Here is a 16,248-nt window from a genome sequence, read left to right as displayed (position 1 = left end):
GACCCTAAATAATTTCCAAGTCGGCGCGCAATGCGCCCGCGCTTTTCAGGTTCTGCAGGATCGACAATAGATCCTGAGGCGTAGCACCCAAGGCATTTAAGGCCTTGACCACATCAGCCAGATTCGCACTGGTGTTGACGCGCTGTACGCTGCCCTTGTCGGACGTCATTTCAATCTGGGTATTCTGCGTTACAACCGTCCGACCGCCGGCAAATGGGGTGTCAGGCTGATTGACCTGTGCTTCCTGGCTGATAACCACCGACAAATTGCCGTAGGCGATGGCAGCCTCTTCTATAGTCACTGTGCGATTCATTACCACGGAGCCGGTACGCGCATTGATGACCACTTTAGCGCGCGCCGGCGGCAAGGTGACTTGTAAATCTTCTACCTGCGACAAGAATGCAGCCTGGGCGGCTTGGTCCAGCGGGCCACGCACTTGAACGACGCGGCCATCCAGCGCCTGTGCCGTATGGGTACCGAAGCGCTTGTTCAAGGCTGCGACCATATTTTGCGCGGCGCCAAAGTCGGTGGTATTCAATTCCAGATTGACGATGCCGTCGCGCGCGAAAGTCGTGGGTACGCTGCGCTCGATAATCGCGCCGTTGGAAATAATTCCGCCGTTAAGCTGGTTAACTTGAACACTGGAACCGCCGGCCGAGGCGCCTGCCCCGCCGACCAGCAAGTTGCCTTGCGCAATCGCGTAAACCTGACCGTTCGCGCCCTTCAGGGGCGTCATTAATAGTGTGCCGCCACGCAGGCTTTTTGCATTTCCCATGGACGACACAACAACGTCAACGGTTTGACCCGGCTGCGCAAAGGCCGGCAGCCTGGCGGTTACCATGGCAGCCGCCACGTTCTTCACCTGCATATTGGTGCCTTGCGGCACCGTAACGCCCAACTGCGATAACATATTGGTCAGGCTCTGCTGCGTAAAAGGCGTTTGCCTGACTTGGTCGCCGCTTCCGTCCAGACCGACCACCAGTCCGTAGCCGATCAATTGGTTAGCCCGCACGCCTTGTATGGATGCGATGTCTTTGATTCTTTCGGCGTGGGCCGCGCTAACAGCCAGCATGCACAGCGCACCGATGGCTAGCCGCCGGCTTTGTCCGAACAGTACGCTGATAAAAGAAGAAGTCAAAACCTTACCTTATTAGAACGGAGAAACATTCAGGAAGAAGCGCTGCAGCCAACCCATGGTCTGCACCTCGTCCATGGTGCCCTTACTGCGGAATTCGATGCGTGCGTCCGCGACCTGGGTCGACGAAACGGTGTTGGAACCCGTCACCGAGCGCGGATCGACCACGCCGGAAAACCGTATATGTTCGCTGCCCCGATTGATGGCAATTTGCTTATCGCCGGCAATTTGCAGGTTGCCATTGGGCAGGACGCCGATCACCGTCGTCGTCAGGGTGCCAGAGAAAGTATTGTCAGCCCTCGTCGAGCCCTTGCCCTGCGACGCATTTGAGCCGTTGATGTCGAAATTCTGCTTGGCACCGATTTCCTCCGGCAGGAAGGCAGGAGCCATCTCTACCGCAAAACCGGCACTACCACTGCGATCAGTGGTGGTCTGCACGTTCTTGGCCGCATTGGTTTTTTCTTGAATGACAACCGTCACGATATCGCCAACATTGCGCGGCCGCCGGTCTTCAAACAACGGGTAATTGCCGTAGGCGGTCGGTTGGTAGATCGAACCATTGGCCACTGCAGACGGCAATGGCGGTAGGGGCGGCGTCGCAGTCAATGGCCCGGTTACCACGGGCTCGGGCGGCATGAGCGCGCAACCCGACAACATGGCTACCGTTAGACAAAGCAATAAATGGGCAAGGCGTTTAAGCATTATTTACAGTTGCGTCAGGCGTGCCAGCATCTGATCGGAAGTCTGCACCGCTTTGCTGTTCATTTCGTAGGCGCGCTGGGTGGTGATCATGTTGACGAGTTCTTCGGCGACGTTGACGTTAGACGTTTCCGTGTACTGCTGCAGCACCAGGCCAGCACCGTCAAGTCCGGGCTGCGCAAAGTTAGCCGGGCCGGAAGCGTCGGTTTCTACGTACAGGTTTTCTCCAGCACTTTGCAGGCCGGTGGGATTGATAAAGGTGCTGAGTTGCAGCTGGCCGATTTGTACATTGATGCCAGTGGCACCGGGCTGCGTTACCGATACCGTGCCGTCGCGCGCAATCGTTAACGACAAGGCATTGTCAGGAATATTGATGGGCGGCTGGATGGGGTAGCCACCGGCCGTTACCAACTGACCGTTCTGGTCGACCTGCATGCTGCCATCGCGGGTATAGGCGAAGGTACCGTCAGGCATTTCCACCTGCAAAAAGCCCTTGCCCTGAATCGCGATATCAAGACTGTTGCCAGTCTCTTTTACGTTGCCTTGGGTGTGAATGCGCTCGGTGGCCACGGTACGCACACCGGTGCCAACCTGTAGGCCCGAAGGGAGCTGATTGGCCGCCCCTACTTGCGCGCCAGGCTGGCGTATCGTTTGATACATCAGATCTTCAAATACGGCACGGCTGCGCTTGAACCCGGCAGTGTTGACGTTGGCCAGGTTATTAGAGATGACATCCATATTGGTCTGTTGCGATTCCAGACCAGTCTTGGCGATCCAAAGCGAACGAATCATTTTCTTTCCTTAAGGTGCAGGCAAGGCCGGCACTGAATACAACATTAACCGTTGGTCGACAGGATGGAATTGGCGCGCTCGGCATTGGCGCTGGCATCCTGTATCACTTTCATTTGCATCTCGAAGCGGCGAGCATTGGCAATCATGCTCACCATCGCTTCCGCCGGGTTCACATTGCTTTTTTCTACGAAGCCAGAGATCATTCGCACCGCCGGATCAACGTCCAATGCCTGGCCATCGGCCGTCCGAAACAAACCATCGTCGCCGCGCACCAACGATCCGGCAGGCGCGTTGACTAGTTTCAGTTGCCCGAGCATTTGAATGTCGTTCGGGTTATCGCCTGCGCCCAGCGCAGAAATCTGTCCGTCATTCGAAAACGTTACCGTACCGCGATCGGGAATTTCTACCGGCGCACCGTCGGCCGATAGAATAGGCAAACCTTGCTGCGTAACCAGCAGGTTGTCCTGGTTTACGGCCAGTTCACCGGCACGTGTGTAGGCTTCGCCCTGAGGCGTCTGCACGCTGAACCAGCCATCGCCCGTTACGGCGACGTCAAGTGCATGGCCGGTTTCGGCCATGACGCCCTGTTCAAAATTACTTGATGGCGTGGCCGTGACAGTAGAGACGCGGGTAGGCAGGCCAGGTTGGCCGACCACCGGCACCGATCGGTAAATCGCGATCTGTTCGCGAAAGCCTGTGGTGCTGACGTTGGCCATGTTGTTGCTGATAACAGCCTGCTGCTCCAGCACGCGCGCCGCGCCGCCCGCGGCCGTGTAGATAATGCGATCCATTTATATGCCGGCTTAGCGCATGTTGATCAGAGTCTGCATGATCTGATCCTGGGTCTTGATAGCCTGCGCATTGGATTGATAAGTACGCTGCGCAATAATCATATTGACCAATTCCTGGCTTAAATCCACATTTGATTCTTCTACCGCCTGGCCAACTATGGTTGCAAAGCTGTTTTCACCGGGCCGGCCTATGATGGGCTGACCTGAGTCGGAAGTTTCCGCCCAGGCGTTCCCGCCCACGGCTTTCAAGCCCTGCAGGTTCTTGAAATCTGCCAGGGCAAGGTAACCAAATGTCTGGGTTTCGCCGTTGGTATAGCTTGCGACAATCTCGCCATCGGATGCAATGGCCATGCTGGCGTATTCGCCTGTCGTAGAACCATTTGCGGTAAAGGTAGGAGCGAACGGCCCTCCGAACTGTGTCGATTTGTCGTAATCTAGACTAATTGTCATGGGAGCTGCTGTTGAAACCGTTGCCGCGGGAGTCACTGTGAGCGTGACAGCAGTGGGCGTAGTTGTAAGGGTACCGTTCGTATTAAATGTTAATGCTGCCGGGGAACCTGTCGTTAATGGATTACCGTCTAATCGATAATGCACGTCCCAGGCGTTGGCCGCAGTTTTGACGAAATACTGTGTCAACTGGTGCGAGTTACCCAATGAATCATACACAGTCACTGGCAATGAGTGGTTATAACTCGCCGGTTTATCAGGACCAAAAACGGTATCAGTTGGTATAGCTTGAGTTGCATCTAAGTTCGTCTGGGTCGTGACTTTTGTGGTTGCGACAGGAGCAATATTGCCGAGGGGAACCTTAATAGGCAATGGAGTAGTTCCATTAGGCTCGAAGCCCGTCAAACGCTGCCCCTGCGCATTAACAATAAAGCTGTCCTTATCAGCAAAAAATTGGCCATTGCGGGTGTAAAGCACGTTCCCGCTGGTATCCTCGACCCGGAACAAACCCTTCGGCCCATCAATCGCCATATCAAACTGATTGCCAGTAGTGGACAGAGTGCCTACTGTGAAGCGCTGATTAACGCCAGAAACGGCAGTACCCAAGCCCACGCGGGAATTGGCGTAGACATCGGCGAACGTGGTCGTTGCCGTCTTAAAGCCCACCGTACCGGAGTTGGCGATATTGTTGCCGATAACATCCAGATTCTGCGCCGCAGCGTTCAAGCCGCTTAAACCTTGTCCGAAACCCATGATTAACCTCGTTTTCTTTAATGTGTTAGTAATGCGGTGCGCTGTTGGCTACCGCGCAAGTTGCCGCAACTACATAATTTTTCGAAGATTCAGCAGGGAATGCTTGCCCGCCAAGCCCAGATCTAGCGCCAAGCCGTTGGCCGTGTACGCTACGCTGTTAACCCTGCCGTAGGTGAGCGCATCGGCCGATACCGCTGCGCCATTGGCGTCGGTAGCAACGACCGACACGGTGTAGGCGCCGTCGGTGACGGCCGCGCCCATATCGTTTTTACCGTCCCATTCGACCGAGATGACGCCGACTTCCTGCGCGCCCAAATCAATCTTGCGCACGACCTTGCCGCTGGAATCCAGCACATTGACCGTGACGTTGGCCGCGCCGGAGATAACGTCCACACCAAACGGTGTGCTTTTGGTGATGCCATCAGGGGATGTACCCACTGAAATCTTGGTGCCTGGAACCAGAACGTCTTTGCCGATCAGGCTGGCGGCCTGCATGGACTGCGAAACGTCCATCTGCCCCGACAACGCCAGCAAGGTGTTGTTCAACTGGGTAATGCCGTTGACGGTGGAAAGCTGCGCCATTTGCGACGTAACCTGGGCGTTATCCATCGGGTTCAAGGGGTCCTGATTCTGCAGCTGGGTAACCAGCAAGGTCAGGAATCTGTCCTGGGTTTCGTCGACCAGCTTGGTGGTCGCAGCACCGGCGTTGGCAAGGGCTGTTGATGTCGCACTATTAACTGTTGTCACTTGGGAACTCCGTAAAGGATGTCAAAAGCAAGGCCTCCGGCCTTACTGACCGATGGACAAGGTGCGCATCATCAGGCTTTTCGCCGTATTGATGACTTCCACATTGGCTTGATAAGAACGTGAGGCAGAGATCATGTTGACCGTTTCTGCCACCACATCCACATTGGGCATCGCCACATACCCATCGGCATTGGCGAGCGGATTCTTGGGGTCGTACTGCAAGCGTGGCGGCGCGGCGCTTTCCACCACCGAAGCCACTTTGACGCCGCCCACTGATTGCGAATAGGCCTGACCGGGCACGGGATTCATCTGAAAAATCACTTGGCGCGCACGATAGGGCTTGCCGTCTGGACCTGCCACGCTGTCGGCGTTGGCCATATTGCTGGCCGTCACGTTCATGCGCTGCGATTGCGCGGTAAGGGCTGAGCCGGCGATTTCAAAGATACTCATCGTGGACATGGATTTTCCTGTTAATTCAGTTCAGCAGCGTTTACTGCTGTAATGCAGCCATCAGGGACTTGATTCGAGACGATATGACGGTCAAGTCGGTTTGGTAGCGCAAGGTGTTGTCGGCAAATTGCACGCGTTCAACGTCCATGTCGACGGTATTGCCGTCAAGACTGGGTTGCAGCGGCTGGCGATACAGCAATTGAGCCGGGTCAGGCGTAACGGCTTTGGCGGGAATGTGGCGTGCCGATGTCAGTGCAAGGCTGGTATCGGGCAGGCGCATTCCATTGCCCATGGCATCTTTCAGCGCCGAGCTAAAATCAAAGTCGCGCGACTTGTAGTTGGGGGTATCGGCATTGGCGATATTTGCCGCCAATACTTCCTGCCGCTGCTGGCGCAGATTGATGGCCTTTTGATAAAAGCCCAGGTCTTCACCGATCCGATCGATCATTTGCCACTCACCAGGTAATAACGATGCCTGCTATACATGTCCGCAGGCACTGGACCACTATAACGGCCTTTGCCGCTCATATAACAGCATAGTAATGTGGGGCCTGGCTTGCTAAAGTATGAATTAAGCCAGCATTTATCAGCCAATTCCCGGCATGCCACACCTGCCCCTTCTATAAAATGTGGGCATGCTGAAGTTTCCCACCCTGCTTGCCCTGACTGCCCCCTTCCTGCTGTGTAGCGCTGCCGCTTTTGCGCAGGCTGGTGCACCCTTGCCGGGGCAGGATCCGGCCATCGTGGCTGCCGAAGTCGAAAACTTTCTTCAGACTCAGGCCGGCAGCTACGCCGGAACCCCCAGCATTTCGGTCGAATCGCCCCGCATCAATCAACAGGCAGCATGCGACCACGTCGCGCCTTTTTTACCCAATGGCCAGCGGCTGCGTTCGCGCATGACGGTGGGCGTGCGATGCATGGCGCCCCAAGCTTGGACCAGCTATGTGCAGGCGAATATCAGCATTCAAGGCTATTATTACGTCGCCAATCGCACGATCCAGGCTGGCGACACGCTGTCGCTAAGTGACTTAACCGGTCGTGAAGGCGACCTGCTGCGACTACCCAGCGGCGTGGTAGTCGATCCCAGCCACGCCATTGGCCATATCGCGGCTCAGCGCATCCAGGCAGGCGGCACCATCAAAGCCAGTGCCTTGCGCGACCCGGATTCCATCAAGCGGGGTCAAGCGGTTCGGACTGAAGCGCGCGGCGTCGGTTTCGTCGCTACAGGGGAAGGCACCGCGCTGCAAAGCGGCGCACCCGGCACCCAGATACAGGTAAAGTCGAGTTCCGGGCAGATCGTCAGTGGCACGGTACTCAACTCGAATACGGTCCTGGTGGTGTTGTAACCATGAACGCACCAACGTAAGATTCCGTAAAACCAGTCGGTCTGGCTAAAGTTTCCCGAAGCGCGGCCGTAAAAAGATACACGAAGGCAGTACACTGATTGCCTGGCTTTCCCCGGAGACCCCCTTGAAGATCACCTCACCCTCTATCAACAGTCCTGCTCGCAGCGTTCCCGGCTCGCGGACTGATGGCGTGGCCAGCTCAAGCGTGACGTCGTCCTCGGCGTCGGCGGGCAGCAAAGGCGGGGTCGAACTTAGCTCGACGGCCCGTCATTTATCGAATCTGCAGAATAGCGATAACGACATCAATATGGCGCGCGTGAATGAAATCCGCGATGCCCTGGCCTCTGGCCAGTTGAAAATAGACGCCAGCAAAATCGCCGACGGCCTGATCGCGAGCGTACGGGACTTATTGAAGTAATCGCCATGGACAAGGTCGTTTCGCAATTACAACAGTGCCTGGAACAGGAAGTCGACCTGGTTGGTGCTTTTATTGAAATATTGAAAGCCGAAGCTCAAGTTCTGACTGAAGTCGGCGACATTGATGCCTTAAGCGAAACCACCGAGAAAAAGAATCAGTACGCCGATCAGTTGATGATGGTTGGCGACGAGCGTCAGGGTTTGCTGACACGATTGGGGTTTAGCGAAGACAAGGCCGGCCTTCAAGCCGCTGCCGATGCCTACCCTGCCCTAAGCACGCCATGCCAGGCCTTGCTTGAAAAGGCCCAACTGGCCAGCGACCTGAATGCCTCGAACGGTAAAATCATCGATACCTTCCTGGGTCACAATCAGCAGGCGCTCGACACCCTGCGCAACCTTACCGGCGCCGGCAATTTATACGATGCTAGCGGCCGCGCCAATCGCGGCGGCAAGGGCGCAAGCAAAACCTTCAAGGCCGGTTGATCCCATTCCCGGATCAAACCCGTGGGTTGTGGCCTTCCCTGCATTTCGGCAGTGATGTCTGCACTTGGGCTTCGCGCCAAAATCTAATCTAGAAACCGATTCAGCCCCTACGGCTTCAAAAAGCTTACGTCGCGACCATCTCTTTTAACGCAAACAATTTCAGCAATGCTGGGACGGCGGTGGTCGATGGCAAGCCCGGCTTGCCGGTAAGACTGGCCCCCACGCGACGCGCCAAATGCGCCTCGGGGTCTTGCTTGTATTGCCATGCCGCGCAACCCAGCTGGACCGCATTCAGCGCTTTCTTTTGCACAGATTCGGCGTCGTCGCGCTGGGCTAGCAATTGCCAGGCTCGAGCGACGTAGCGTAACGCCTGCTTCGCTTCTGACCGTGCCACAAGCCAGGCCCCCAATAGGTCGGAGCTTGCATCAGCGGCCAACATATTGCTTAAACCGTGCAAGGTCTTGATGGTTGAGCCATCGGCACGGCTAACGACACGGACCGAAATCAGCTGCAGCTTCAGCGGGCTTTGCTGGCGGGCGACGACTTCGATCGTTTCGCTTCCAACCCACAAGACCACACCGGCTGCGGGAACGCTGGCAATATCAAGCAATGCCGCGGAATAGGCGGGATGCTCGACCGGACGATGATGCAGTGTCTTAGCCAGTGCGCCGACGGTTGTGGCGCAGGAATCGAATTCGATTCGCGTGGTGGCGGTGCATTGTGCAAGCCACTGGACACTAAGCGCCGATATTCTGCGCCACAAGGCATGGGTGCCGCCTTCGAACAGATGCACCAGGGGCAATTTAGCCGGGTGATGGCTTAGCCACTGAATCTGGTGATGCAAGGCTTCGCCGGCTACGGGCGCTAGCTGAGCGCTGGCGCCGCAGGACGATTGCCAGCCATCCGCAAAATTGATTTGCTGCATGGAACTGGTCAGCGATTCGCCCTTATCGGTAAACAACAAGCTGGCCCGTAAATGGCCGGTACTGCCGGCAGGCGACTTGACTGCTACTTGTTCGTGCATCGCCAAGATATGGTGATGGCCGCGATCCGATATTTCGCTTTGCACCACGCGCAACATGTGTTCAATATAGGCGGACAATGAAGTACTGTCGGCTGCGGCCCCGGTATGACTGCGCCATAAATCATAGGCTTCCGACGTAGCGACTTCCGCGTCGATATAAGCGCATGCCCCCTCCAGATCATCCATCGACAAACGCGCGCCGGTTTCGGCAGCCATGGATAATAGGCCGGGCAGCAAACGCTTGCGGCGGCTTTCGGCTGCGATGGCTTTCGTGTCGTCTTCGGGCGGTTTAGCCATCGACATCAGGGCCGCAAAGTCGGCCTCGGTCGGCGCGTACAAGGCGCGCGTCAGCTGATTGTTGACCAAGGTTTGGTCGACCAGTTCGGCCGCCGACAAGAACGCCAGATTTTCCGGCACCTTTTGTCCGTTCGAGACGTAATGAATGGGTAGCTGAAAGCGTATTGCCGTGTCCAGCGCCGCGCCCAGGCGACTGGCCTCGTCGACCTTAGTGATAATGCAGCCCTTCAGCGGCGAGCCGCCGTCATTGCTGTAGGTGCGGGCGACCTCATCCAGCGTATCGCCGTGGCTCGACGCATTAAGAACCAGCAGTCGGCTGACCTGGCGACCCGATCCGGCCAGCATGGCTGCCTGCTCGGGAATATACCGGTCGCGCTGACTGATGCCGACATTATCGATAAGAATCGTTTGATCGGGGCGAATGCCTTGCATGACTTGGCGCAGCTCGGTCGCATTCTGCACCACATGGACGGGAACCCGCATAAGCTGACCGTAGATCTTCAATTGCTCGTGCGCGCCGATGCGATAGGTGTCTGTGGTCAGCAGCACCAAGCCATCCGGACCCGCGCGCTTAACGCAACGTGCAGCCAGTTTGGCAATCGTGGTGGTTTTACCGACCCCAGTGGGTCCGACCAGCGCCAGCGCCAGGCCCGGCGTCCATAAGTCGTTTTCGCTTTTCAGCACGGGCAAATGCGTCGCCAGCTCGTTACGCGCCCACTGGAATGCCGCTTTGGGCGAAAGCTGCTCGGGCAACCGTTTCAACATGGCCCGTAATAAGGCGGTGCTAAACCCGAAGCCCAGCAAGGTCTGGAACAGCGACACCGTCTGCGGTGCACGCCGTAACTGATTGCCCCACAGCAGCTCATCAATACGATTTTCAAGGGCGCCACGCATTTCGCCTATGGCGCCCATGACGTCGGTGCCGGCTTGAAGCGGTGGCATGTGCGACGGCGCTTGCGCTGGTCTTTGCTGCATAGGCGCTGCTTGAAGCAGTTGTCCTGGGGCGCTGCCAGCGGCCTGGACGGCGTCAGCCCTGTCGTTGGCACTTTGTATGGAGCTTGAATCCGTGGCAAGTATTTCAACCCCGCCATTGATTCGTTTATTCGAAACGATTAGAGCATCGGGCCCGAGCGCCAGGCGCACCTGCCTAAGGGCTTCGCGATTGGTACTGCCAACAAAACGACTTATGTTCACGCCGCCCCACCTATTACAGCCGTTATACGCAAGATGCGTTCATCTGGAATTTCCGCATTGGAAAGCACCCCAATCTGGGGAAAGTGATGACGCAAGAATTTCGACAAGGACGCCCGCAGTACGGGTGGCACAACCAGCACCGTGGCATCGCCATTGGCTTCCTGAACCTGGACGGCGCGCTGGGCGTCGTTCAATACGCTTTCAGCCAGCCCGGGTTCAAGTGCGCCACTGGTGGTCATGGCCTGTGTCAGCACCCGCTCCAGCCTTGGGTCCAGGCCGATCACGCGCAATTCGGTATCGCCAGGGAACCATTGCTGCGTAATGGCACGGCCCAGGGCCACACGGGTAAAGGCAAGCAGTTCGGCCGGATCCGGCCCCGTGCCGTTGGGATTAAGCGCCGAAAGGCGCGGAGCCTGTTCCGCCAACGATTCGATAATGCTACGCATATCGCGGATTGGCACTTCCTCGGCCAGCAAACCACGCAATAGTTTCTGCAAGAGCGTAAGGGTGATGGTTTTGGGCACCAGGTCTTCGACCAGCTTGGGCGCTTCGCGGCCGACATGATCCAGCAAGGACTGAACTTCCTGACGGCCCAGCAACTGGCCGCCGTATCGGTGCATAAGGTGATTCAAATGCGTGGCGATGACCGTGCCGGCGTCCACAACGGTGTAACCCGCGATCTGGGCCTGTTCACGCAAGCTGACATCGATCCAGACCGCGGGCAAGCCGAAGGCCGGATCGGTCGTGATATTACCGGGCAATTTCATGGTGACGCCGCCGGGATCGATGGCCAGCCATTGCCCCGGGGTGGCCGTTCCCTTTCCGACTTCCACGCCAGACAGCAAAATACGATAATCGTTAGGCTTAAGCTCCAGGTTGTCGCGTATATGCACGACCGGCGGCAGGAAGCCGACGTCCTGCGCAAACTTCTTGCGCAGACTGCGGATGCGGTGCAACAGTTCACCGTTCTGTGCGTGATCCACCAGCGAAATCAGTCGGTAGCCGACCTCCAGGCCCAGCGGATCGACCAGCGCAACGTCGCTCCAGCTGGCTTCGGCTGCAGCGGCCTCGACGGCCTCCTGGGCTTTGTGTGGTTCCTGCGCTTCGGCCGCTTTTTCGGCCTGCTGGCGTTTCCACACCATCCAGCCACCGCCTGCCATCGCCGCCGCCAGCGCAAGAAAGGCAACGTGGGGCATGCCGGGGATAAGACCCATGGACGCCATGATGCCAGCCGTGATGAACAATACATTGGGGTTGGCGAACAACTGGCTGACCATTTGCTGGCCAACGTCTTGGTCAGTCGCCACCCGCGACACCACCACACCGGCGGCCGTCGATATCACTAGCGCAGGAATTTGCGCGACCAGGCCATCGCCGATGGTTAACAATGTATATACACGACCGGCTTCGCTGAAGGGAAGATCGTGTTGCCCCACCCCGATGATCAGCCCGCCGATAATGTTAATGACCATGATCAGCAGCCCTGCCACGGCATCGCCGCGCACGAACTTACTGGCGCCGTCCATCGAGCCATAGAACTCGGCCTCTTGGGCGACTTCCTGACGTCGGCGCCGGGCATCATCTTCACCCACCAGGCCGGCATTCAGGTCGGCGTCGATCGCCATTTGCTTGCCCGGCATGGCATCAAGAGTAAACCGGGCCCCGACCTCAGCAATACGCCCGGCACCCTTGGTGATCACCACGAAATTGATGATCACCAGGATCACAAATACGATGATACCGACGGCAAAGTTGCCGCCCACCAGAAAGTGGCCGAAGGCTTCGATCACCTGCCCGGCGGCGTCTGGACCTTTGTGTCCATGTAACAGCACCACTCTGGTCGAGGCCACGTTAAGCGACAGGCGCAACAAGGTGGCGAACAGCAGCACGGCCGGAAACGCAGCGAAATCCAGCGGCTTTTTGGTGAACATGGCGACCAGCAATATCATCACCGAGAGCGAGATATTGAAGGTAAAGAGCAGGTCGAGAATGAACGGCGGCAATGGCAGGATCATCATGCCAAGCACCATCAGGATCAGTATCGGACCCGCCATCAATCGAGCGTGTTGCCCGCCGTTGGCCTTAAGTAAAGCAAAGAAACTATTCATTATGCGTTTGTCGCAACCTTTTGTTTACCCTCGGGATCAAGCTCTGGAGGGACCATCAAGCGGGAAGGCATCTGGGGTTCTATCCCCATTCCCAAATTCCAGCTGCGCAATTGAAACACCCAGGCCAGCACTTCGGCAACGGCCGAATACAGCTCGGCGGGTATTTCTTGATTCAATTCCACGTGGTGGTACAGTGCGCGCGCCAGCGGCGGAGCGCTAAGTACCGGCACATTGTGTTCGGCCGCAACCATGCGTACACGCGCGGCCACCAGGCCTGTACCTTTGGCCACCAGCTTCGGTGCGCCACCCTGCCCCTCTGTATAGGTCAACGCCACCGCATAGTGCGTCGGATTGGTAACGATGACATCTGCATTGGGTACTTCAGACATCATGCGACGCCGCGCCATGGCGCGCTGTTGCTGACGTATCCGGCCTTTGACATGAGGATCGCCATCGCTTTCCTTGTGTTCCTGCTTGACGTCCTGCTTGGACATCCGCATTTTCTTGAAGTGGCTGAAAAGCTGCCAGGGCGCATCGATCAATACGATCAGAATCAGCGCCGACACAATCAAGGTGCAACACAGCGCAACCAAGCCCATTCCTGTTGTCAGAGCTTCGGTCGGCGTGGTGTGCATCAGCGACAACATCCGGTCGCGATAGTGCCAGATGACCATTGCCCCGACCGTACCGATAACCGAGGCTTTGGCCAGCGTCTTGATCAGTTCTACGACCGTTTGCGCGGAAAACATCCGCTTCACGCCTTTCAACGGATTAAGACGCTCGAACTTGGGCTCGAGCGCCTTGGTCGAAAACATGAATCCACCCAGGATGACTGACGCGAAAATTGCCACAACCACGAGCAAGACGAACAAGGGCGCCAGCGCCAGCAAGGCCTCGAGCGCCGAGTTTCCCGCCACGGACAACATGACATTGGTGTCGCGCGTTACGCGCAGGTCGAACCACATACCCGAGCGCAATATACCGTTAAGGCGTTGGTACATCTGCGCGCCACCGAACCATAGCATCGCCACGCCAGCTGCTAACAACAGAAAGGTGTTGAGCTCGCGTGAACGTACGACCTGGCCTTCTTCACGCGCCTTTTCCAGGCGCCGCTGAGAGGCCGGTTCGGTTTTTTCGAGGTCGCTGTCCTCTGCCATTCAGTGCTACTAAAACGGGGGGGGTGAATACGAAGAAATTCGATCAAACACGATTCTAGAACACCCACCGTTAAACGAATGGCCGAGCAAGCCCCCTAAACCCGCTTAATTCGTTCTTCGAAACGGGCGTAGTCGACGCCTATGCGTACCGCGCCCCAGCGGCTGTTACCGATATCCAGGGGAATGGACAGATCGGTGACGATCTCGCCGGTGTCTCGCGTGTAGGTCTGACACAAGACACCCGACTTGTTAGCGATGGCACCCTTGCAAACGTGGTCATCAAAAATGCGCTTATTGCGCACATGCCGCGTATCGTGGTCGAGGTCGCCGGTGGGCGGCCGCGAATAGCGCGAGTTGTGGGTGGGGCAATAGCCGCCCTTGTCTACCAGCAGGGTATAGAAGCCGCCCGGCAACTGATCCAGGACGTAATCCAGAATCTGTGTCAGTTGTTGGTCGATCGCAGCATCGTACGCCGTGTGATAGCGCGGGGGATTGCTGTTGGCAATACGGCGATATTGGTTGTCGAAGATATCGACGCCCTGCCGATCGGCGTTCAGCAGCAGCTGGCTGCATGCCAGGCTTAGCGATTCCAGCACGCTGACGAGGGAATCGAAGGGCGTATTGCCGGTGCGCAGCGCGGCCAGCATTTCCTGCAAGTGCTCGGACTTAGATCGTACGGCACGCACCTGGTCATTCATGACGACCATGCGGCTCTGCACTTGCGAGCTCAGCGATGCAATACGGGCAATCGCCCCGTTCATTTCCTGGTTGGTCGTATTCACTTGCGCGACGGTGCTGACAACCTCGTTCATCTGCCCATCCATGCGCTCGAACTCTTTGACGAATTGATCGAAGCTGACGGTGAACTGGCTTACCATCTGGTCTGAAGAGTCCATATCCAGATGAATCTGATCAGTTTTGCCACGCGTGTCGGCCACCAGGTCCAGTATTTCGCTGGTATGTTTGACGATTTCGCCGGTGGCGGAATTGACCCGTTCGGCCAACTTGCCCACTTCACTGGCCACTACCGCAAAGCCCTTGCCGGCATCCCCCGCACGCGCCGCTTCCACCCCGGCGTTCAAGGCCAACAAATGCGTCTGCAGGGCAATGTCTTTAATGAGCCGGCTAGTGTCCTCGACAGAACGGGCGCGCTCGCTAAGCTGTAAAACGACGCCGCTGAAGACTTCCATTTGCGACGCGACCCGTGTTACCCGCTGGTGAAGCGCATTAAGCTGTTGCAAGGTGTCGTGTGCAACCTGCATTTGCAGATGAAACATCGCGGCAATGTCGTTGACCGCGGCAGCCGTTTGCCCAGACATTGACGCGATTTGCTCGCCGCGTGTGGCCAAGCCCTCGGCTTCGGCGGCCTGCTGGCCCGCCATCTCGCCACAGGCCTGGGTTTGGGTATGTAGCCGCGCCGTGTTCAACGAAATATCGATACTGGCCTCACGCATGGTCACGAACCGGTCGCGCAAGATACGTAAAAACTTCGCCAAAGGCCAGGCTAGCGGGCTGAACGTCCAGGCCCGATCTGACAACGTCGCTTCCCCACGGCTAAGCCGGCCAAGTAAACGCGAGACGCCCAACGTGCGCCCGGACTTTCGATTCATGCTTGTCTCCCGCTTTATATTTTTTTATTAGGACGCCATCAAGGGCGCCCCATCGTGACAACACCATCCTCCAGCAACCGCATTACACCAGCTTCTTGCGAAGCTGGCGCGTGTGAATACGTATTTGATTAAAAAATAGGGGTAGGTCAGAAACCCAGGCTATCGAGCAGGTCGTCCACCTGGTCCTGGCTGGTCACGACATCCACCTTGCCAGCCGGGCTGACTTCGGGGCCGTTCAGCAGCGATGAGGCTTCTTCGCGGCGCTCTTGCGGCACGCTGTCGATCAGGACCTGAACCAGTTCCGTTTCAATTGCTGTGACAACGCCCAGCATTTTCATGATGACCTGGCCGGTCAGATCCTGAAAATCTTGCGCCATGATGATATCGAGCAAGTTGTTTTGCGAGGCCTGCGCTTTTTCCGGAATTACCTTAAGCAAGGCACGCGTGTCGTCGACAAGCCCCCGGGCCTGATCCAGTTCTACCGGATGATCGAACCAACTTTGCCAACGAGCATCCAGGGCCTTGGCCTCGCGCAGCATACTGTCTTGCAAAGGTTGGGTCTGTTCGGCGGCGTTCAGCACGCGGTTCGCTGCCTGCTCGGTCATGCGGGCCACATAGTGCAGACGATCACGAGCATCAGGAATGGCGTGGGCAGCATCTTGGATAGCTTGATCCAAACCCAGTTCCCGCATGCTTTCGCGCAGTTTACGGGTAACCGATGCAACACGGTGTATTAAGTCGACAGGTTGGTCGTCGGTCTGAGGTGCCAAAGAAGTGTCCGCGATAGTCATTGCTCTT

Annotated in this window: 16 protein-coding genes; 3 read left to right on the top strand and 13 right to left on the bottom strand. The window is 57.1% G+C overall.

Translation table 11 applies throughout. From position 1 onward, the window contains the following. Nucleotides 1-4: 4 nt before the first annotated feature. The 8 genes from EKL30_RS00615 to flgB form a co-directional block, all read right to left on the bottom strand. The gene (locus EKL30_RS00615; protein WP_126705964.1) at nt 5-1,072 is read right to left on the bottom strand and encodes a flagellar basal body P-ring protein FlgI; all 1,068 of its coding nucleotides are present in this window, start codon (nt 1,070-1,072) and stop codon (nt 5-7) included. A gap of 78 nt (nt 1,073-1,150) precedes the next feature. Next, nucleotides 1,151-1,837, bottom strand: a complete 687-nt coding sequence (locus EKL30_RS00610) for a flagellar basal body L-ring protein FlgH (RefSeq protein WP_126705272.1) — start codon at nt 1,835-1,837, stop codon at nt 1,151-1,153. 3 nt (nt 1,838-1,840) lie between these two features. Continuing rightward, entirely contained in the window at nt 1,841-2,626 is a 786-nt protein-coding gene (flgG, locus tag EKL30_RS00605; RefSeq protein ID WP_126705271.1) for a flagellar basal-body rod protein FlgG, read from the bottom strand. A 44-nt stretch (nt 2,627-2,670) separates the two neighbouring features. Further along, the gene (gene flgF, locus EKL30_RS00600; protein WP_126705270.1) at nt 2,671-3,417 is read right to left on the bottom strand and encodes a flagellar basal-body rod protein FlgF; all 747 of its coding nucleotides are present in this window, start codon (nt 3,415-3,417) and stop codon (nt 2,671-2,673) included. Nucleotides 3,418-3,429: 12 nt separating this feature from the next. Further along, complete coding sequence (flgE, locus tag EKL30_RS00595) at nt 3,430-4,617, bottom strand: flagellar hook protein FlgE (RefSeq protein WP_126705269.1); 1,188 nt, start codon at nt 4,615-4,617, stop codon at nt 3,430-3,432. A 69-nt stretch (nt 4,618-4,686) separates the two neighbouring features. Then, complete coding sequence (locus EKL30_RS00590) at nt 4,687-5,364, bottom strand: flagellar hook capping FlgD N-terminal domain-containing protein (protein ID WP_126705268.1); 678 nt, start codon at nt 5,362-5,364, stop codon at nt 4,687-4,689. A 42-nt stretch (nt 5,365-5,406) separates the two neighbouring features. Next, nucleotides 5,407-5,823 (bottom strand): flagellar basal body rod protein FlgC, encoded by a 417-nt coding sequence (gene flgC, locus EKL30_RS00585; RefSeq protein ID WP_126705267.1) that lies wholly within the window; start codon nt 5,821-5,823, stop codon nt 5,407-5,409. A gap of 31 nt (nt 5,824-5,854) precedes the next feature. Next, the gene (gene flgB / locus EKL30_RS00580) at nt 5,855-6,262 is read right to left on the bottom strand and encodes a flagellar basal body rod protein FlgB (RefSeq protein WP_126705266.1); all 408 of its coding nucleotides are present in this window, start codon (nt 6,260-6,262) and stop codon (nt 5,855-5,857) included. 187 nt (nt 6,263-6,449) lie between these two features. Here flgB and flgA point away from each other — a divergent pair, with 187 nt between their 5' ends. The 3 genes from flgA (at nt 6,450) to EKL30_RS00565 (ending at nt 8,060) form a co-directional block, all read left to right on the top strand. Next, nucleotides 6,450-7,160 carry a flagellar basal body P-ring formation chaperone FlgA gene (gene flgA, locus EKL30_RS00575; RefSeq protein ID WP_126705265.1) on the top strand — a complete coding sequence of 237 codons (711 nt, stop codon included), beginning with the start codon at nt 6,450-6,452 and terminating at the stop codon, nt 7,158-7,160. A 124-nt stretch (nt 7,161-7,284) separates the two neighbouring features. Beyond that, nucleotides 7,285-7,578, top strand: a complete 294-nt coding sequence (gene flgM, locus EKL30_RS00570) for a flagellar biosynthesis anti-sigma factor FlgM (protein ID WP_126705264.1) — start codon at nt 7,285-7,287, stop codon at nt 7,576-7,578. Nucleotides 7,579-7,583: 5 nt separating this feature from the next. Continuing rightward, nucleotides 7,584-8,060: a flagella synthesis protein FlgN gene (locus EKL30_RS00565; RefSeq protein WP_126705263.1), complete on the top strand. Its 477-nt coding sequence runs from the start codon at nt 7,584-7,586 to the stop codon at nt 8,058-8,060. Nucleotides 8,061-8,184: 124 nt separating this feature from the next. Here EKL30_RS00565 and flhF read toward each other — a convergent pair whose 3' ends face one another. The 5 genes from flhF to cheZ all read right to left on the bottom strand — a co-directional run bounded on the left by flhF (nt 8,185) and on the right by cheZ (nt 16,241). Next, nucleotides 8,185-10,575 carry a flagellar biosynthesis protein FlhF gene (flhF, locus tag EKL30_RS00560; RefSeq protein WP_126705262.1) on the bottom strand — a complete coding sequence of 797 codons (2,391 nt, stop codon included), beginning with the start codon at nt 10,573-10,575 and terminating at the stop codon, nt 8,185-8,187. Further along, the gene (flhA, locus tag EKL30_RS00555; RefSeq protein WP_126705261.1) at nt 10,572-12,683 is read right to left on the bottom strand and encodes a flagellar biosynthesis protein FlhA; all 2,112 of its coding nucleotides are present in this window, start codon (nt 12,681-12,683) and stop codon (nt 10,572-10,574) included. The genes flhF and flhA overlap by 4 nt, the downstream gene beginning before the upstream one ends. Further along, nucleotides 12,683-13,840 carry a flagellar biosynthesis protein FlhB gene (gene flhB, locus EKL30_RS00550; protein WP_126705260.1) on the bottom strand — a complete coding sequence of 386 codons (1,158 nt, stop codon included), beginning with the start codon at nt 13,838-13,840 and terminating at the stop codon, nt 12,683-12,685. The genes flhA and flhB overlap by 1 nt, the downstream gene beginning before the upstream one ends. A gap of 95 nt (nt 13,841-13,935) precedes the next feature. Then, nucleotides 13,936-15,450: a methyl-accepting chemotaxis protein gene (locus EKL30_RS00545; protein ID WP_126705259.1), complete on the bottom strand. Its 1,515-nt coding sequence runs from the start codon at nt 15,448-15,450 to the stop codon at nt 13,936-13,938. Between the two features lie 146 nt (nt 15,451-15,596). Then, nucleotides 15,597-16,241: a protein phosphatase CheZ gene (gene cheZ / locus EKL30_RS00540; RefSeq protein WP_126705258.1), complete on the bottom strand. Its 645-nt coding sequence runs from the start codon at nt 16,239-16,241 to the stop codon at nt 15,597-15,599. Nucleotides 16,242-16,248 lie beyond the last annotated feature (7 nt).

This window comes from Candidimonas sp. SYP-B2681 (assembly GCF_003971065.1).
GTDB lineage: Bacteria > Pseudomonadota > Gammaproteobacteria > Burkholderiales > Burkholderiaceae_B > Pollutimonas.
The sequence above is the reverse complement of the archived record's forward strand: the minus strand, read 5'-3'. Positions and strand labels throughout refer to the sequence as shown.

Excerpts from the sequence above, each read along its gene's own strand:
- flgF (WP_126705270.1), bottom strand. The coding sequence starts at position 3,417 with ATGGATCGCATTATCTACACGGCCGCGGGCGGCGCGGCGCGCGTGCTG.
- flgG (WP_126705271.1), bottom strand. The coding sequence starts at position 2,626 with ATGATTCGTTCGCTTTGGATCGCCAAGACTGGTCTGGAATCGCAACAG.
- flhB (WP_126705260.1), bottom strand. The coding sequence starts at position 13,840 with ATGGCAGAGGACAGCGACCTCGAAAAAACCGAACCGGCCTCTCAGCGG.
- EKL30_RS00565 (WP_126705263.1), top strand. The coding sequence starts at position 7,584 with ATGGACAAGGTCGTTTCGCAATTACAACAGTGCCTGGAACAGGAAGTC.
- flgA (WP_126705265.1), top strand. The coding sequence starts at position 6,450 with ATGCTGAAGTTTCCCACCCTGCTTGCCCTGACTGCCCCCTTCCTGCTG.
- EKL30_RS00610 (WP_126705272.1), bottom strand. The coding sequence starts at position 1,837 with ATGCTTAAACGCCTTGCCCATTTATTGCTTTGTCTAACGGTAGCCATG.
- cheZ (WP_126705258.1), bottom strand. The coding sequence starts at position 16,241 with ATGACTATCGCGGACACTTCTTTGGCACCTCAGACCGACGACCAACCT.
- EKL30_RS00615 (WP_126705964.1), bottom strand. The coding sequence starts at position 1,072 with ATGCTGGCTGTTAGCGCGGCCCACGCCGAAAGAATCAAAGACATCGCA.
- flhA (WP_126705261.1), bottom strand. The coding sequence starts at position 12,683 with ATGAATAGTTTCTTTGCTTTACTTAAGGCCAACGGCGGGCAACACGCT.
- flgE (WP_126705269.1), bottom strand. The coding sequence starts at position 4,617 with ATGGGTTTCGGACAAGGTTTAAGCGGCTTGAACGCTGCGGCGCAGAAT.
- flgB (WP_126705266.1), bottom strand. The coding sequence starts at position 6,262 with ATGATCGATCGGATCGGTGAAGACCTGGGCTTTTATCAAAAGGCCATC.
- flgC (WP_126705267.1), bottom strand. The coding sequence starts at position 5,823 with ATGTCCACGATGAGTATCTTTGAAATCGCCGGCTCAGCCCTTACCGCG.
- EKL30_RS00545 (WP_126705259.1), bottom strand. The coding sequence starts at position 15,450 with ATGAATCGAAAGTCCGGGCGCACGTTGGGCGTCTCGCGTTTACTTGGC.